Below are 14,488 nucleotides of genomic sequence, written 5' to 3'. Positions count from 1 at the left end.
GGAGGAGGTTCGTCATGGTCGTCACCGTTCTCGAAGGAGTCGTTCCCATCGACAAGTGGGACGAATTCACCGCCAACTTCAAAGCTGTGACTTCGGCGAAACTGCCCCCACAGATGATCGAAACTTATCTGGTTCACGACACTACGAACCTGTCCTCCTGGCGGATTCTCACGTATTGGCACAGCCGTGAGGCGCTCGAGGAGTACCGCAGGTCCGTCGATACGCCAGGCGGGATTCTTCTATTCCGCAGCGTCGGTGTCGAACCTCGCCTCACGATCTTCGACGTCGCCGGCCACGCGAGCAATGCTGAGCAAGGATCGATGGCGTAATTCGAGCCTGCCTCAGGCTCGAGCGAATACCATCTCTTCGCCCGCGAACCCATTGATCCACAGGTCGTTGCAGGCTGCCGCGATCTCGGGCAATCCGTCTTCGATCATTGCGAAGACGTTGCCCGGAACCCAGCCCATGTCACCATTGATCAGCAGGTTGTTGCGCCCGTAAAAGATCGCGAGATCGGTCGCCCCCAGTGCGGCGTGCGCTTCGGAGCCCGGCTCATAACCGTAAGCCGGGTTCCCAATCTCCCACGGCTCGAAATCGAAAAGGCAGACGTCACCCGGGATCGGCGTAACTGTGGGATTCTCACGGCGCGGCGCCCCCGCGATCCTGGGGACCAGCGTATATACCTCGTTGCGCGCATATTTGGCGTGGTAAGCGTCTCCTGTTTGCGGCAGCGCGTTCCAGACAGCTTCACACGTGCCTGGCGCCTCTCGGTCCAGAAGCCGTGCTCGGCAGGTGACGCCGCGCTTCGCAAGCGTGATCGAGATGTATCGGGCCACTCCATCCTCCGGTGCAGTCGCTGTCAGATCTCGGCGAGCACTTCCTCCCAGATGCTCAAACCTTCGTCAATCTGTTCACTCGTGACGATCAGCGGCGGAATCATGCGCACGGTGTTCATGTACGCGCCGCACATCAGCAGCAACATTCCTTTCTGTGCCGCAAGCTTCTGGGCTGCTGCGGCTTTCGCGCCGTCGGGCTTGCCGTTCTCGTCGACGAACTCACTGCCCACGAGCAGGCCGAGGCCACGGGTGTCACCGATGGCTTTGGTTGCGAGATTCGCCGCGCCGTGCAAGAGCTGGGTCCCGCGCTCGGCAGCATTGTCGACCAGCCCCTCGTCACGGATGACATCAATCGTCGCCACAGCCGCGGCACAAGCAACCGCGTTTCCGCCGTATGTGCCGCCCTGAGAGCCGGGCCAGGCCTTGGCCATCAGCTCTTCCGGTGCGGCAATCCCTGAGAGCGGGAACCCGCTGGCAAGCCCCTTGGCAATCGTGATGACGTCGGGTTTGATATCGAAGTGCTGGTGGCCGAAGAACTTGCCGGTGCGGCCGAAGCCTGTCTGGATCTCATCGAGGATCAGTACGATCCCATGCTGGTCGGCGCGCTCGCGAAGCCCCTGGAAGAAGCGCGTGTTACCGGGGACGTACCCACCCTCACCTAGTACCGGCTCGACGATGAACGCCGCCGTCTCCTTCGGTGAGCTGATCGTCGCGAAGAGGTAGTCGAGCTCGCGCAGAGCGAAGTCAGTCGCCTCCTCCTCGCTCCAGCCCCAGCGGAATGCCGTTGGGAACGGCGCAACATGCACTCCCGCCATCAGTGGGCTGAAGCCCGCGCTGAACCGGGTTCCGGAGGTCGTCATCGACGCTGCTGCCACCGTGCGACCGTGGAAGCCGCCGTGGAAAACGATGACGTTGGGCCGTCCCGTTGCTTGCCGGGCGAGCCGCAGCGCCGCTTCGACAGCCTCGCTTCCCGAGTTCGAGAAGAAGAGCGAATCGAGCCCGTCAGGCAGCACCTCGCCAAGCTTTTCGACAAGTTCCAGCATGGGCTTGTGCATGACGGTCGTGTATTGCCCGTGGATCAGCGATCCGACCTGGGCGCGCGCGGCCTCGACAACGCGTGGGTGACAGTGCCCGGTACTCGTGACTCCAATACCCGCGGTGAAGTCGAGGTATCGGCGTCCGTCGGTGCCATACAGGTAGCAGCCCTCGCCGTGATCGACGGTGACCGGGGTCGCTTGCTTGAGGAGTGGAGATAACCGTGTCACTGACACCCTCCCATTGTCGGATTGTCAACAATAGGCATACCATGGCCTCGACAGTGTGGCAATGGCGAAGAAGGAGTTGCAATGCCCCCCACCGCTCAGGAAGAACGCGAAGCGATCGCGTCAGTCCCTACCGGTCTGTTTGTCGGCGGGCAATGGCGCGAAACCGAGAGAACCTTCGCGGTAACCGACCCCTCGACCGGAGAAACGCTGTGTGAAGTCGCGGACGCGAATCCTGACGAAGCGATGGCTGCGCTCGATGCGGCCGCCAAAGCCCAGGCTGGCTGGGCCGCCACTCCTGCCAGAGAGCGCAGCGAAATCCTCAGCCGCGCTTACCAGCTACTGATCGATGAGAAAGAACGACTCGCTCTCATCATGACGCTGGAGATGGGCAAGCCGCTCGCGGAGGCCCGCGGCGAAATCGGCTATGCCGCCGAGTTCTTCCGCTGGTTCGCGGAAGAGGCTGTCCGTATAGACGGTGGCTTCATGCCTTCCCCAGCCGGCAACGCACGCTTCCTCGTGACACGCCAGCCAGTCGGACCCAGCATTTTGATCACGCCGTGGAACTTCCCGATGGCCATGGGCACTCGCAAGATCGGCCCAGCCATCGCCGCCGGCTGCACATCCATCATCAAACCTGCCGAGTTCACGCCGCTTTCCATGCTCGCACTCGCTGAAATTCTGCAGCGCGCCGGGCTCCCCGACGGCGTTGTCAACGTTGTCACCACAACGAACCCCAGCAAGGTGATGCCGCCGCTCATTTACGATCCCCGCAGCCGCAAACTCTCCTTCACCGGATCCACCGAGGTCGGCAAGATCCTCCTCGAGCAGTGCTCGAAGACAGTGATGCGTACATCCATGGAACTCGGGGGGAACGCGCCCTTCATCGTGTTCGAGGACGCGAACATCGACGAAGCCGTCAACGGCGCGATGGCGGCAAAAATGCGCAACATTGGGCAGGCATGTACCGCCGCTAACCGTATCTACGTACAGCGCGCTGTCGCCGACGAGTTCGTTAGCAAGCTCAGCGAGCGCATGGGTGCGCTGGAGATGGGGCGCGGCACAGAAGACGGTGTGGTCGTCGGGCCACTCATCGAGCAGGCGGCGATCGACAAGGTGACGCAACTCGTGGCTGACGCAACCGAGCGGGGCGCGAATGTCGTCCTCGGCGGCGAACGCCCCGAACGGCCGGGCTACTTCTACCCCGCCACTCTTCTGACCGGCGTGCCCGACGACGCGGAGATGGCGAACACTGAAATCTTCGGTCCCGTCGCGGCCGTGAGCGTCTTCGAAACAGAGGAAGAGGTCATCAGCAGGGCGAACAACACGCCGTTTGGGCTCGTGGCATACGTCTATACGGAAAATTTGCGACGAGGACTCCGCGTCTGCGAAGCACTCGAGTCGGGCATGGTGGGGCTGAACCAGGGGGTCGTCTCGAATCCGGCAGCACCGTTCGGCGGTGTCAAGGAATCCGGGCTCGGCCGAGAGGGCGGATTCACCGGGATCGACGAGTTCCTCGAGGTCAAGTACGTGGGCGTGCAGATGTAGGGCGTTTAGCGTTCTGCGTCGTCAGCGTCGTAGTCCGCGTCTTCATCCACGTACTCGGCGTAATCCTCGCGCTGTCGCAGTTCACGCGGCTTGTCCTGCTCAGCGCGCTTCGCTGCCTCAACCATCTCGAAGCCGTCGGTGACCCAGTCACCGATTTCGCGTGCGACTCCAGCGACAGCACCGGTGATGATCACTGTGATGCGACCGACGTGCGTAGCAGCCGATTCAACCAGCTGCTGGGTGACGTCTTTGCCGCGCTCCAGCTTCCCGACCATATCCCCTCCTAAGCCTGGGAAGATTTGCGCTCAACCATAACAGTGCGCACCTTCTCAGGCTTCACGAGTGAAGGGGGCAGAGCCAGCTTGCAGATCTTCTTCCATGCCGAGAACATCTGCTTTGGCAGCGGGCCCGTGTTGTAAGGCAGACCGAACTGCGCACAAAGTTCCTGCACCTCGCGTGAGATTTCAGGCAGTCGGCACGACGGGATATCGGGAAAGAGGTGGTGTTCGATCTGGAAACCCGTGCTGCCGGAAAGGATGTGAAGCAAACGGGAGCCAGTGAAGTTCGCCGAGCCAAGCAACTGCCGCAGATACCACTCGCCGCGCCCCTCACCGGCGATCTCTTCTTCCGTAAAAGTCTGCGCGCCCGTCGGAAAATGCCCGCAGTAGATCAGGTTACCGACCCAGATGTTCCGGACGACATTTGCCACCGCATTGCCCGCGATTGTCAGGGGAAACAGCGGGCCCGTCAGCGCCGGGAAGAAGACATAATCCTTCGCCGCCTGGGGTGCGATCTTCTGCCACCAGTGCCGAGACACCTTCTTCAGGTTCGTCCAGCGGTCCCCCGGCAACACTGAATGATCGAGTTCCAGCACATGCAGCGCAGCCAGCCACTCGAACAGCGTCACAATCGCGGCCGCAATCACAGGGTTGAGCAGGAAGAACGGGTGCCATGGCTGATCTTCGTCGAGCCGCATCACCCCAAAGCCAATGTCACGGTCCTGGCCCACCACGTTCGTGAACGTGTGGTGGCGATAGTTGTGGCTGTAACGCCACAAATCGGCCTGTACGACGATATCCCACTCGTATACCCGCGAATTCAGGCCACGCTCGCGCATAAAGTCGTACTGGCCATGCATCAAGTTGTGACCGATTTCCAGATTATCGAGAATCTTCGACATACTCAGCGACGCAACCGCGGCGATCCACACCGGCGGAATGAATCCAAGGAAGAAAAGTCCACGGCCCGCAGCTTCGAATGCCCGCTGCGCGCGAATGACTTTGTAAATGTATTCCCGATCACGCTCACCCAGGTCAGCCAGCACCCGTTCGCGAATCGCGTCGAGCGATCGCCCGAACTCTTCCACCTGCTCGGCCGTCAGCCGAATCGGCTCCGCCTGCTGGGTTTCAGCATCCCGAACAAAAGAGGCATTCCGAATTAATGGGATTCTCTTGAGTGTGCGGACCGGTGCTGAGCCAGGCCGCCCGGCATCTTCCCCGAAGAAGCCGATAAGCGGTTGAGCCACCATACGCACGCCCTCCCACATGAACTGCATACTGCACAAGATCACCACTGATCTCGATAGAGATTACTGGAACCGCGTGCGTATAAGCATCGCGATATGAAGAACGTCACGTTATTCAAACAGATTGTCGCCATTTTGCTATCGCACGGAGATTACCCGTATACCTGTCGTGCCGCGCCGTTCACAGTTGTGTCGTGGGCCACGATCTGCGGACTCCTTGCGTCATACTGGCGTTCACGCCCATGTTCATGTGACGAGAAGATTGTGACTCATGCCTCGAACTCCCGGGATGCTCCGTGCCTCAGCCGCGGCGGCTGCACTCGCCATGTTCGCAAGCGCCTGCAGCAGCAGCTCCGCGCCCCCGGAGAGCCAACTCGACGAATACTTCCCCCCGCAAGAAGGGTCCCTCCAACTGCCTGACGCTGCGCCGCCAGGTGTCCCGCCACGCTGTGTACCGGGAGGGGGCCGGACAATCGAACCTGGCGTCCTCACGATCGCCACCGATGATCCCGCATATGAACCCTGGTTCACCGACAATGATCCCGCAAACGGCCAAGGCTTCGAAGGCGCGGTGGCGCGCGCGGTAGCTGAAGGACTGGGATACGCGCCGGACCTCACCACGTTTGTCCGTGTGGCCTTCAACGAAGCCCTGGAAGCAGGACCGAAAGAATTCGACTTCGCGATCAGCCAGTTCAGCATCCTCGGTCAGCGCCGAGAGAACGTCGACTTCTCCGCGCCGTACTATGCCGTTGCGCAAGCCGTGGTGACTCTCGAAGACAACGCCGCCGCCGATGCCGCTGCCCTCGCCGACCTCGAGGAGCTACAGCTTGGCGCGCACGAAGGGTCGACAGCACTCTATGCCGCCGCGCACAGTATCCACCCCCAGGACGAGCCACGCGTTTATCCGACCACGGAGGGCGCGATCGAAGCGCTGGAGAATGGCGAGATTGATGCGCTCATCGCCGATTTGCCCACTGCTGTACAGATCGCCGACGAACGCCTCGCCCCTGATGGCGTCGTCGTGGGGCGGTTCCCGGCACCGAACGAAGTCACCGAGTTCTTTGGACTTGTACTCGAAAAGGGCAGCTCATTCACCGAATGCGCGACGACCGCGCTCGAAAACCTGCACCACGAGGGAGTACTCGAAGACCTCGCTGATGAATGGCTGTCCGGTCAGGACGAAGTCCGCGTCCTGCGCTAGTGCAGGTACCGTGGGGCCATGGCTGACCGTCTGCGCGAAATCTACGACAGTGTGATCCGCCGCAATCCAGGCGAACCAGAGTTTCAGCAGGCTGTAGCGAGCCTGTTTGCTTCCCTCGCGGTCGTCGTCAAACGGCATCCCGAGTATGCGGAAAACGCCGTCATCGACAGAATGTGCGAGCCCGAACGGCAGATCATCTTCCGCGTGCCCTGGGTTGATGACGCCGGAAAGGTACACGTTAACCGCGGATATCGCGTGCAATACAGCAGTGTCTTAGGTCCATACAAGGGCGGGCTGCGTTTCCACCCCTCGGTCAACGTCGGGATCATCAAATTCCTGGGTTTCGAGCAGATCTTCAAGAATGCGCTCACTGGCTTACCTATCGGCGGCGCGAAGGGCGGAGCTGACTTCGACCCCAAAGGCAGAAGTGCCAACGAAATGATGCGGTTCTGTCAGTCCTTCATGACAGAACTGCAGCGTCATATCGGTGAGCACACTGACGTACCTGCCGGTGACATCGGTGTCGGCCAGCGCGAGATCGGCTTTTTGTTCGGCCAGTACATGCGTTTGCGCAACGCACACGAATCCGGCGTGATCACCGGCAAGGGAACCGCTTGGGGCGGCTCGCTGGTGCGCACAGAAGCGACTGGCTTCGGAGTGGCGTACTTTGTCGCGAACATGCTCGCCGAGGACAACGACTCGCTCGACGGCCAGCGCGTGACGGTGTCGGGTTCTGGAAACGTCGCAATCTACGCGATACAGAAGGTCCAGGAACAAGGTGGGACTGTCGTCGCATGCTCGGATTCGAGCGGATTCGTCGTCGACGAGAAGGGTATCGACCTCGACCTTCTCAAGGACATCAAGGAACGTCGACGCGGCAGGATCCACCTCTACGCCGACGAACGCGACTCGGCCCGGTTCATGAGCGGCGGCTCGATCTGGGACGTCCCGTGTGACGTGGCGCTACCGTGCGCCACCCAGAATGAACTCGACGAATCTGCTGCCAAATCGCTGATTCGGGGTGGGGTGCGAATCGTTGCCGAGGGCGCCAACATGCCGGTCACACCGAAGGGCGTCGCGGCCTTCAGAGATGCGGACGTCCGGTTCGGCCCAGGTAAAGCAGCTAATGCGGGCGGGGTCGCTACCTCAGCCCTCGAGATGCAGCAGAACGCTTCCCGTGATTCGTGGCATTTCGAATACACGGACCGGCGACTCGAGCAAATCATGTCCGACATCTTCGGACGCTGCCGCGATACCGCCGCAGAATATGGCACACCACACGACTACGTTCTCGGTGCGAATATCGCCGGCTTCACGAAGGTAGCCGATTCGATGTGCGCGCTCGGCGTGGTGTAGCCGAACCAGCCGAACCGACAACGGCCCGGCCAGGCGATGCCTGTCCGGGCCGATTGATCGCGCTGTTACTTACGCGGCTGGGTCTTTCTCGACGTCCGCTGCACGCTCGATGATGACGCCTGCTGGCTCGTCCATCTTCACGAGCGCATCAGGAACCGCAAGCTTGAAGATCTTGCCCCACACTGAGCCGATCTGCTTATAGAACGGGCCCTTGTTGTACGGGAGGCCGTACTTCGTGGCGATCCGCTCCACCTCAGGAGCCATCTCCGGGTAGCGGAACGCCGGAATGTCCGGGAACAGATGGTGCTCGATCTGGTGCGACAGGTTGCCCGACATGATGTGGAACAACTTCCCACCGGTGATGTTCGCGGAACCCAGCATCTGACGCAGGTACCACTCAGCGCGGGTTTCGTTCGCGGTCTCTTCCTTGGTGAACACCTGGACACCGGTTGGGAAGTGACCACAGAAGATGATGCTGTAGGCCCACACGTTGCGGATCAGGTTGGCAGCGAAGTTGCCGGCCAGAGTGGTCGGGAACAGCGGCCCGGTCAGCGCTGGGAAGATCACGTAGTCCTTCAGCGCCTGGGGGCCTGCCTTGCGCACCCAGCCCTTGGCGAGTTCCTTGACCTCGTTCATGTCGCGCTTGCCCTGCACGACCTCTTCAGCGTGCATGTCATGGAGCATGACACCCCACTCAAAGGCCATCATCAGCGCGAACGCGTACAGCGGGTTACCCAGGTAGTACGGGTGCCACTTCTGGTCCTTGTCCATCCGCAGGATGCCGTAACCGATGTCGCGGTCCATATCGAGGATGTTGGTGAACGTGTGGTGCATGTAGTTGTGTGAGTGGCGCCACTGATCGGCGGGGCACACGTTGTCCCACTCGAAGACGCGGGAGTTGAGGCCCTTCTCCTTCATCCAGTCATACTGGCCGTGCATGACGTTGTGGCCGATCTCCATGTTGTCGAGAATCTTCGCGAGACCAAGGGAGGTCACGGCCAGCGGCCAAGCAGGCAGCACGTACATGAGGCCGCGACCTGCGACTTCGAGTGCACGCTGCGCCTTGATGATCTTGTAGATGTAGTCGCGGTCCTTGTCGCCCAGATCCGCGACAATACGGGCACGAAGTTCCTCGAGTTCGCGGCCGAACTCTTCGACCTGCTCGTGGGTGAGGTGGACGGGCTCCTTGCCGTTCGAGCTGCCGCCCAGTGCTTTCGAAGCCTTCGCAATAGGGGCGGTGGCCACCTTGGTCACGCGTCGACGAAGTTCCTTACCGGGCAGGGACGGGAGGGTGGGCGCGGACACTGGGAGTGTCAATACAGCCATGAGATGTCTCCTTAGGATGCTTCCGTTGGCGGCATCCATCCCCTGTTTTTGCTATGGGGATACCGTCACGGGTAGTGAACTGGGACTTTTGGACTTAGTTGATTAGATGTCGATCTCGACGTCACCCACAGCGCGGGAAACGCAAAGCTGGATCGGCTCGTCAGGCAGATCGTTGATCTCGCCTGTCAGGAGGCTCTTGGTGCAACCCGTTTTCTTGACCGCTGTGCAGGTGAAGCAGATACCCATACGGCAGCCGTACTCAGGTGTCAGACCTGCGTCCTCAGCCTCCTCGAGCAACGACGAGCCGGAGTTCTCCCGATCGACACTGCTCCCACTGAATCGGATTGTTCCGGTAGCTTCTTCGGTGTCGTCCACAACTGCTGGAGCGGTCTGGAACTCCTCCGTGTGCAGGCGTGCACTCAGGCCCAGATCGTCGTAGAACTCGCGGATCGCCTTCATCATCGGCGGCGGACCGCAAAGGAAGGTCTGCGCCTCGCCGAACCACGGCGCTGCGGTGTTGACGTGCTCGGATCCGAAGAAACCTTCAAGGTCACCGCCACCGCCTGGAGCGGTCGAGGCAATCAGGAGCGTCACGTTCGGGTGTTTCGCTGCGATTTCCCGCAGTACGTCAGCGTGCGGTACATCATCAACCGTGTCGCAGTAGTGGAGGAAGGTGATATCTCCGGTGTATCCCTCGTCGACCAGCGTGCGGAGCATCGAGAGTACCGGAGTAATTCCACTGCCACCGCTGAGCAGCAGCAGCTTGTCCGGGCGTTCCTGCGGGAGATGGAATATGCCTGCAGCCTGCGAAAGCTCGACGACCAGGCCGGGCTTTGCCTCATCACGCAGGTACCGGGATACAAAGCCGTCAGGATGCGCCTTGATCGTGAGCTCGATCCTGCCGTCCCTGCTGTGCGCTGAGTTCGCCGGTGAGAAACAGCGGGTGTGGCGTACACCGTTGATCACAACACCGATCTGGACGAACTGACCGGCTTCAAAGCCCTTCCACTGACGCGTGGGCTCGAGTTCGAGCGTGACCGTATCCTTGGTGTAACGCTCAACCCGGGTCACCTTCGCCCGCAAATCGCGGACGGTGATCATGGGGTTGACGAGTTCGAGGTAGCGGTCGACAGCGTGCGGCGTTGCAAGCTTCTCCACTAGGCTTACCAGCGAGAACCGGGCCTTGAGAGCGGAAACTCGAGCGACCTTCTGGACCTTCTTGGCGGTCTTGGCACTCGCGAACCGAGGCGGGTTAGGTGCGGTCGGCAGCGTCCGCGGCGAGATCGATGTCGTCATCGTTGTCTCCTCATCGTGTGTGCTGAACCTCCGGCACGGCCCTCTCAGACCGACGCTCGAACTTTCAGTGAACGTGTGTACACCAAAGAGTGTGCCGACTCCTCAACCCTCATGTCAACAACCCCTTTCGTGATCCGCATGACAGTGTGTGCGCGTTCACCGTCCCGTCTCCGCCTAAACTGATTGACGTGACAGGGCCCGGTAGCAGATCTGAGCGCAAGGAACGTACGCGCCAGGCACTCCTTGACGGGACGCTCGAACTGCTTGATGACCGCAGCTTCGTCAGCGTTTCCCTGCGCGAGGTAACTCGCGCAGTTGGGATTGTGCCTACGGCGTTCTACCGGCATTTCGACTCCATGGAGCACCTCGGCGTCAATCTCGTGGAGATGAGTACGCGCGCGCTTCGCCAGATCCTCCGTGAGGCACGCCGCAACCCCAACCCGACGATTCGGGACTTTCTCTCCATCATCGCCCGCGAGGTACGTGAGCATGAGCGGGAATTCCGCTTTATTACACAGGAACGTTATGGAGGCGTCGCCGAAATCAGGCGCGCGATAGCCACCGAACTACGTCTGTTCTCGCGAGAATTAGCGGCTGAACTGGCGCGAGTCCCCGCTATGCGCGAATGGGACTACGACGACATCGAATGGGTTGCAGACCTAGTCGTCACCGCAATCATCGCCATCGTCGACGACTTGCTGCGCGCAGACCCGCGCAACCCGGCTGACGAGCGTGCCGCAATCAGCCGGGGCACGAACCAGCTTCGCGTGATCGCACTGGGCGTTTCGCAGTGGAAGCTGAAAAGTTGATTCTCTAGCGGAAGATTCGCCAGAGAACGACGAAGACGAAAAGGACACCCACACCAACGACCGCGATGCGAACTTCCGGTTCCTCCGACTTGGCGATGGCCTTCTCTTTTGCGTTATCGAGCACCCGACGCGGATTCGCACGAACCGTCAGTTCGTCCAGCGTGCTCGCAAGTTGCTCCCGGGCACGCTCGATATCGCGTTCAATGCTTTCAGTGTCCCTCGACACGTGTCCTCCATCGTCGGCGAAACTATGTTCGTTCCTACCGTAGTAGAGAGATCGCGCACGGTGCCGCAGCAACCCCGAAAACGCCAAGTTATCCACAAGCAGTCTGGTTTGCGCGGGTTATCCACAGCTGTGTCCCACGCGACACGAAGGTCCCCTACGCTTGCGACTGTGACAGAAAACAACCGTCTCAGCCCTGGCGACAATGCGCCTGTGTTCACTCTCCCCAACGCCGACGGCAATCCGGTGTCGCTCGCGGACTACGAAGGCCGGAAGGTCATCGTGTACTTCTACCCTGCCGCTGGCACCCCTGGGTGCACGAAGCAGGCATGCGACTTCCGGGACAACCTCAGCGATCTAAACGGAGCCGGTCTCACCGTCCTCGGCATCTCGCCGGACAAGCCGGAGAAACTCGCGAAGTTTCGTGATGCAGAAGACATTTCATTTCCGCTGCTCTCTGACCCCGAAAAGTCCGTGCTCGCGGAATGGGGCGCCTTCGGCGAGAAAAAACTGTATGGCAAAACTGTCCAGGGCGTCATCCGGTCCACATTTCTCGTCGACGAAAACGGGAAAATCGAGGTGGCCCAGTACAACGTCAAAGCCACCGGACACGTCGCCAAACTCCGGCGAGACCTGGCCGTATGACCGTGCGATCCAGGGCCAAGGCCGACTGACCTGGATAACCATCCCGCCACTCACGCGTTATCCACAAGACGCGGGTTATCCACAATTCGGTAATCAATGTGGATAGGTGGTCTCAGACTCGGGTGTCATGGAAACGTGACACCCGATCAGCATCTCACCAGGAAGTCAGCTCACGCCCGTGGAATCACCGATGAAGAGCTGACCGCTCGGTGCCGCAGCGGACAACTCACGAGACTCCACCGCGGTCTCTACGTTCCAGCTTCAGCGCATGACTCTATGAGCCCAGCTGCACGGCACATGGTTGCCGCGCGTCAGGTTCTCTCCGATGCCCGTGCAGGCGCTGCGCTCAGCCACAGCTCCGCGGCCCTGCTGCACGGGCTTCCGGTCTGGGGTGTTCCACTCGATCGAGTCCACTTGACCGCCGATGCAGCTAGCGGCGGGAAAGTCAGCAAGCATCGAGCGCTGCATACTTCCCCTTTGCCGCCTGAACACCTGACGTGCGTGGACGGGCACCTCGCTACAACGATCGCCCGCACCGTGGTCGACATCGCGAGGACAGCTGGTTTTGAAGCCGCCGTTGTAGTCGGAGACGCAGCCCTGCGCCGCGGAACATCGCGGGACGAGTTGCGCTCCGTCCTCGCGTCGATGCGCAGGTGGAAGGGACTGCCAGTGGCCCGCAAGGTGGTCGACTTTCTCGACGGACGCAGTGAAAGTGTGGGCGAATCGCGCAGCCGGGTGGCCCTGGATCAGTTTCCGTTGCCGCCCATCGAGGTGCAGTACCCCGTCCGCGATGAGAACGGATTTCTTGTCGCGCGGGCCGACTTTGCGGTTCCTTCGCTTCGCGTCCTCGGCGAGTTCGACGGGCGAATCAAATACGGGCGTGCACTTAATCCCGGTCAGCCGCCTGAAGAGGTGCTGTGGAGGGAAAAGCAGCGGGAGGACAAGGCTCGCGATCTCGACTGGCAATTCGCCCGGTGGATCTGGCGTGAACTGAGCACGCCAGAGTTCATTTACGCGAAAATTCTCCGCGCGGCGGAACGCGCTGGCCGCAGGCTCTAGTCCGCACACCCTCTCCCCGGCCATACAGCCGCTCTCCCGGCCACACACCGACTGCAAGGGGTCCTGGTCGGTACTCGCGGTGTGTGGTGCAGGGAGGCCGCTAAGAAAGCCCGCCGAAGGGCGCTGGTTCTGCCCGGTTCGGGCAAAAACTGGCGGGTACGGATATCCTTCGGGCGTGGAGTCGTCGACAGAGAGCCGCCCGAGGGGTTCAGTGAGTTCCCCCGCAGCCGATGCCGATGATGTGAAACCGGACGAATCGGACGACATTATCAGGAGCACTGAAGGATTGTCATTCCCCGCGCCCCCCGGCACCCCGGAGGAGTTGCTGCCTCGACGCCGCCCCGCGCAGGAGCGAAGCCGACGGAAGTTCGAGGCAATCCTGAGTGCGTCGCGCGAGCTGCTGGTCGAAGAGGGGTTCGAATCATTCACCTGCGAGGAAGTGGCACATCGGGCCGGTGTGCCGATCGGCACGCTTTACCAGTTTTTCGCCAACAAGTATGTGATCGTCTGCGAACTCGACCGCCACGATCTTGTGGGTGTGCAGCGCGAGCTCGCAGCCTTCCAGAGCATGGTCCCGACAATGCAGTGGCCGGTCATTCTGAACAGGTTCCTCGACCACCTCGCGGACCTATGGCTGAACGACCCCTCTAGGCGCGCTGTGTGGCTCGCTGTGCAATCAACACCAGCAACAAGGGCCACTGCTGCGATCTACGAACGTGCGCTCGCTCAGCAGGTCTCAGAGCTTATCCAGCCCCTCTTCCCCTCCGCGGACACGGCTTTCCGGCAGAAAATCGCTGAGGTGCTGGTTCATATCGCGTATTCGATGTTCAATTTCGCGGTGCGCGACGGGCAGAACCACCCGGAGGCAGTGGGCGAACTCAAAAGCCTGCTCAGCGCCTATCTCTTACAGACTGAGCGGGACCTTCGCCGCAAGCGCAAATAGTAAAAGCCCCGAGTGCTGGATGCGGCACTCGGGGCTTCATTTTTTGGTTATGGATCTTCGATGATGACGAAGGCTCCTGCCATGTCCCCGTCGTGGGTGAGGGAGACATGAATGGTGGCGTCGCCGATGTACCCGGCGATGTCACCTTTCACCGCGAGGCTCGGCCGGCCCCAGTTGTCGGTGCGCACTTCGATATCGCTGAAGCGAACATCCGACATCACTGGTGGCCGGGCGAACCGGGACCCTGACCAGGCTTTGATCAGGGCCTCTTTCGCGGCCCACCGTGCGGCGTAGTGGCGTGCTGGATCGTCGGCGACGCTCGAGCAGTATCGCCGCTCGCCCACGGTGAAGTTCTGCAGCATCGTGGTGCCTGGGTGTGTGAGCTGCTCTGCGAACTCACTCACACACACCAGGTCAATCCCGATACCTCGTACGGCCATTCCGGTCACTGCACGCCGA

16 protein-coding genes are annotated in these 14,488 nt (G+C 61.0%); 8 read left to right on the top strand and 8 right to left on the bottom strand.

Going from position 1 to position 14,488, the window contains the following annotated elements:
• Nucleotides 1-14: 14 nt before the first annotated feature.
• Nucleotides 15-329, top strand: coding sequence for an antibiotic biosynthesis monooxygenase (locus FHU29_RS01330; protein ID WP_064439552.1), 315 nt, complete (start codon nt 15-17; stop codon nt 327-329).
• Nucleotides 330-341: 12 nt separating this feature from the next.
• Here FHU29_RS01330 and FHU29_RS01325 read toward each other — a convergent pair whose 3' ends face one another.
• Nucleotides 342-836: a DUF3830 family protein gene (locus FHU29_RS01325; protein WP_064439551.1), complete on the bottom strand. Its 495-nt coding sequence runs from the start codon at nt 834-836 to the stop codon at nt 342-344.
• A gap of 23 nt (nt 837-859) precedes the next feature.
• Nucleotides 860-2,101, bottom strand: coding sequence for an aspartate aminotransferase family protein (locus tag FHU29_RS01320; RefSeq protein WP_064439550.1), 1,242 nt, complete (start codon nt 2,099-2,101; stop codon nt 860-862).
• Nucleotides 2,102-2,182: 81 nt separating this feature from the next.
• On the opposite strand from FHU29_RS01320, the gene FHU29_RS01315 reads away from it, so the two are divergent.
• Nucleotides 2,183-3,646, top strand: a complete 1,464-nt coding sequence (locus FHU29_RS01315) for an NAD-dependent succinate-semialdehyde dehydrogenase (RefSeq protein WP_064439549.1) — start codon at nt 2,183-2,185, stop codon at nt 3,644-3,646.
• A gap of 5 nt (nt 3,647-3,651) precedes the next feature.
• Here FHU29_RS01315 and FHU29_RS01310 read toward each other — a convergent pair whose 3' ends face one another.
• Together FHU29_RS01310 and FHU29_RS01305 are read right to left on the bottom strand one after the other, a co-directional pair.
• Nucleotides 3,652-3,921: a hypothetical protein gene (locus FHU29_RS01310; RefSeq protein WP_064439548.1), complete on the bottom strand. Its 270-nt coding sequence runs from the start codon at nt 3,919-3,921 to the stop codon at nt 3,652-3,654.
• Nucleotides 3,922-3,929: 8 nt separating this feature from the next.
• Complete coding sequence (locus FHU29_RS01305; RefSeq protein ID WP_083962243.1) at nt 3,930-5,174, bottom strand: fatty acid desaturase family protein; 1,245 nt, start codon at nt 5,172-5,174, stop codon at nt 3,930-3,932.
• A 268-nt stretch (nt 5,175-5,442) separates the two neighbouring features.
• Between FHU29_RS01305 and FHU29_RS01300 the strand changes: the two genes are divergently transcribed.
• Entirely contained in the window at nt 5,443-6,372 is a 930-nt protein-coding gene (locus tag FHU29_RS01300; RefSeq protein ID WP_064439547.1) for an ABC transporter substrate-binding protein, read from the top strand.
• A gap of 18 nt (nt 6,373-6,390) precedes the next feature.
• Nucleotides 6,391-7,728: an NADP-specific glutamate dehydrogenase gene (gene gdhA / locus FHU29_RS01295; RefSeq protein ID WP_064439546.1), complete on the top strand. Its 1,338-nt coding sequence runs from the start codon at nt 6,391-6,393 to the stop codon at nt 7,726-7,728.
• Nucleotides 7,729-7,797: 69 nt separating this feature from the next.
• Here the strand turns inward: gdhA and FHU29_RS01290 are convergent, their stop codons facing one another.
• Both FHU29_RS01290 and FHU29_RS01285 read right to left on the bottom strand, forming a co-directional pair.
• Complete coding sequence (locus FHU29_RS01290) at nt 7,798-9,054, bottom strand: fatty acid desaturase family protein (RefSeq protein ID WP_260151927.1); 1,257 nt, start codon at nt 9,052-9,054, stop codon at nt 7,798-7,800.
• A gap of 102 nt (nt 9,055-9,156) precedes the next feature.
• Nucleotides 9,157-10,350: a ferredoxin reductase gene (locus tag FHU29_RS01285; RefSeq protein ID WP_232322910.1), complete on the bottom strand. Its 1,194-nt coding sequence runs from the start codon at nt 10,348-10,350 to the stop codon at nt 9,157-9,159.
• 188 nt (nt 10,351-10,538) lie between these two features.
• On the opposite strand from FHU29_RS01285, the gene FHU29_RS01280 reads away from it, so the two are divergent.
• On the top strand, nt 10,539-11,159 hold the full coding sequence (locus FHU29_RS01280; protein ID WP_064439796.1) for a TetR family transcriptional regulator: 621 nt from the start codon (nt 10,539-10,541) through the stop codon (nt 11,157-11,159).
• Nucleotides 11,160-11,163: 4 nt separating this feature from the next.
• Here FHU29_RS01280 and FHU29_RS01275 read toward each other — a convergent pair whose 3' ends face one another.
• Nucleotides 11,164-11,385, bottom strand: coding sequence for a DUF3618 domain-containing protein (locus FHU29_RS01275; RefSeq protein WP_013808402.1), 222 nt, complete (start codon nt 11,383-11,385; stop codon nt 11,164-11,166).
• Nucleotides 11,386-11,553: 168 nt separating this feature from the next.
• Between FHU29_RS01275 and bcp the strand changes: the two genes are divergently transcribed.
• The 3 genes from bcp to FHU29_RS01260 all read left to right on the top strand — a co-directional run bounded on the left by bcp (nt 11,554) and on the right by FHU29_RS01260 (nt 14,029).
• Nucleotides 11,554-12,027, top strand: coding sequence for a thioredoxin-dependent thiol peroxidase (gene bcp / locus FHU29_RS01270; RefSeq protein ID WP_064439545.1), 474 nt, complete (start codon nt 11,554-11,556; stop codon nt 12,025-12,027).
• Nucleotides 12,028-12,162: 135 nt separating this feature from the next.
• The gene (locus FHU29_RS01265; protein ID WP_083962208.1) at nt 12,163-13,086 is read left to right on the top strand and encodes a type IV toxin-antitoxin system AbiEi family antitoxin domain-containing protein; all 924 of its coding nucleotides are present in this window, start codon (nt 12,163-12,165) and stop codon (nt 13,084-13,086) included.
• 265 nt (nt 13,087-13,351) lie between these two features.
• Complete coding sequence (locus FHU29_RS01260; protein WP_232322929.1) at nt 13,352-14,029, top strand: TetR/AcrR family transcriptional regulator; 678 nt, start codon at nt 13,352-13,354, stop codon at nt 14,027-14,029.
• A gap of 47 nt (nt 14,030-14,076) precedes the next feature.
• Here the strand turns inward: FHU29_RS01260 and acpS are convergent, their stop codons facing one another.
• On the bottom strand, nt 14,077-14,469 hold the full coding sequence (gene acpS, locus FHU29_RS01255) for a holo-ACP synthase AcpS (protein WP_064439543.1): 393 nt from the start codon (nt 14,467-14,469) through the stop codon (nt 14,077-14,079).
• Between the last annotated feature and the right edge of the window lie 19 nt (nt 14,470-14,488).

Source organism: Hoyosella altamirensis, assembly GCF_014191505.1.
Taxonomy (GTDB): Bacteria; Actinomycetota; Actinomycetes; order Mycobacteriales; family Mycobacteriaceae; genus Hoyosella; species Hoyosella altamirensis.
Note: the sequence above shows the minus strand (reverse complement) of the source record. Positions and strands in the feature narration are given on the sequence as shown.

What these genes read in the sequence shown, in the direction of transcription:
- FHU29_RS01330 (WP_064439552.1), top strand. Translation starts at nt 15, where the DNA reads ATGGTCGTCACCGTTCTCGAAGGAGTCGTTCCCATCGACAAGTGGGAC.
- FHU29_RS01315 (WP_064439549.1), top strand. Translation starts at nt 2,183, where the DNA reads ATGCCCCCCACCGCTCAGGAAGAACGCGAAGCGATCGCGTCAGTCCCT.
- FHU29_RS01310 (WP_064439548.1), bottom strand. Translation starts at nt 3,921, where the DNA reads ATGGTCGGGAAGCTGGAGCGCGGCAAAGACGTCACCCAGCAGCTGGTT.
- FHU29_RS01305 (WP_083962243.1), bottom strand. Translation starts at nt 5,174, where the DNA reads ATGGTGGCTCAACCGCTTATCGGCTTCTTCGGGGAAGATGCCGGGCGG.
- FHU29_RS01300 (WP_064439547.1), top strand. Translation starts at nt 5,443, where the DNA reads ATGCCTCGAACTCCCGGGATGCTCCGTGCCTCAGCCGCGGCGGCTGCA.
- gdhA (WP_064439546.1), top strand. Translation starts at nt 6,391, where the DNA reads ATGGCTGACCGTCTGCGCGAAATCTACGACAGTGTGATCCGCCGCAAT.
- FHU29_RS01290 (WP_260151927.1), bottom strand. Translation starts at nt 9,054, where the DNA reads ATGGCTGTATTGACACTCCCAGTGTCCGCGCCCACCCTCCCGTCCCTG.
- FHU29_RS01285 (WP_232322910.1), bottom strand. Translation starts at nt 10,350, where the DNA reads ATGACGACATCGATCTCGCCGCGGACGCTGCCGACCGCACCTAACCCG.
- acpS (WP_064439543.1), bottom strand. Translation starts at nt 14,469, where the DNA reads ATGGCCGTACGAGGTATCGGGATTGACCTGGTGTGTGTGAGTGAGTTC.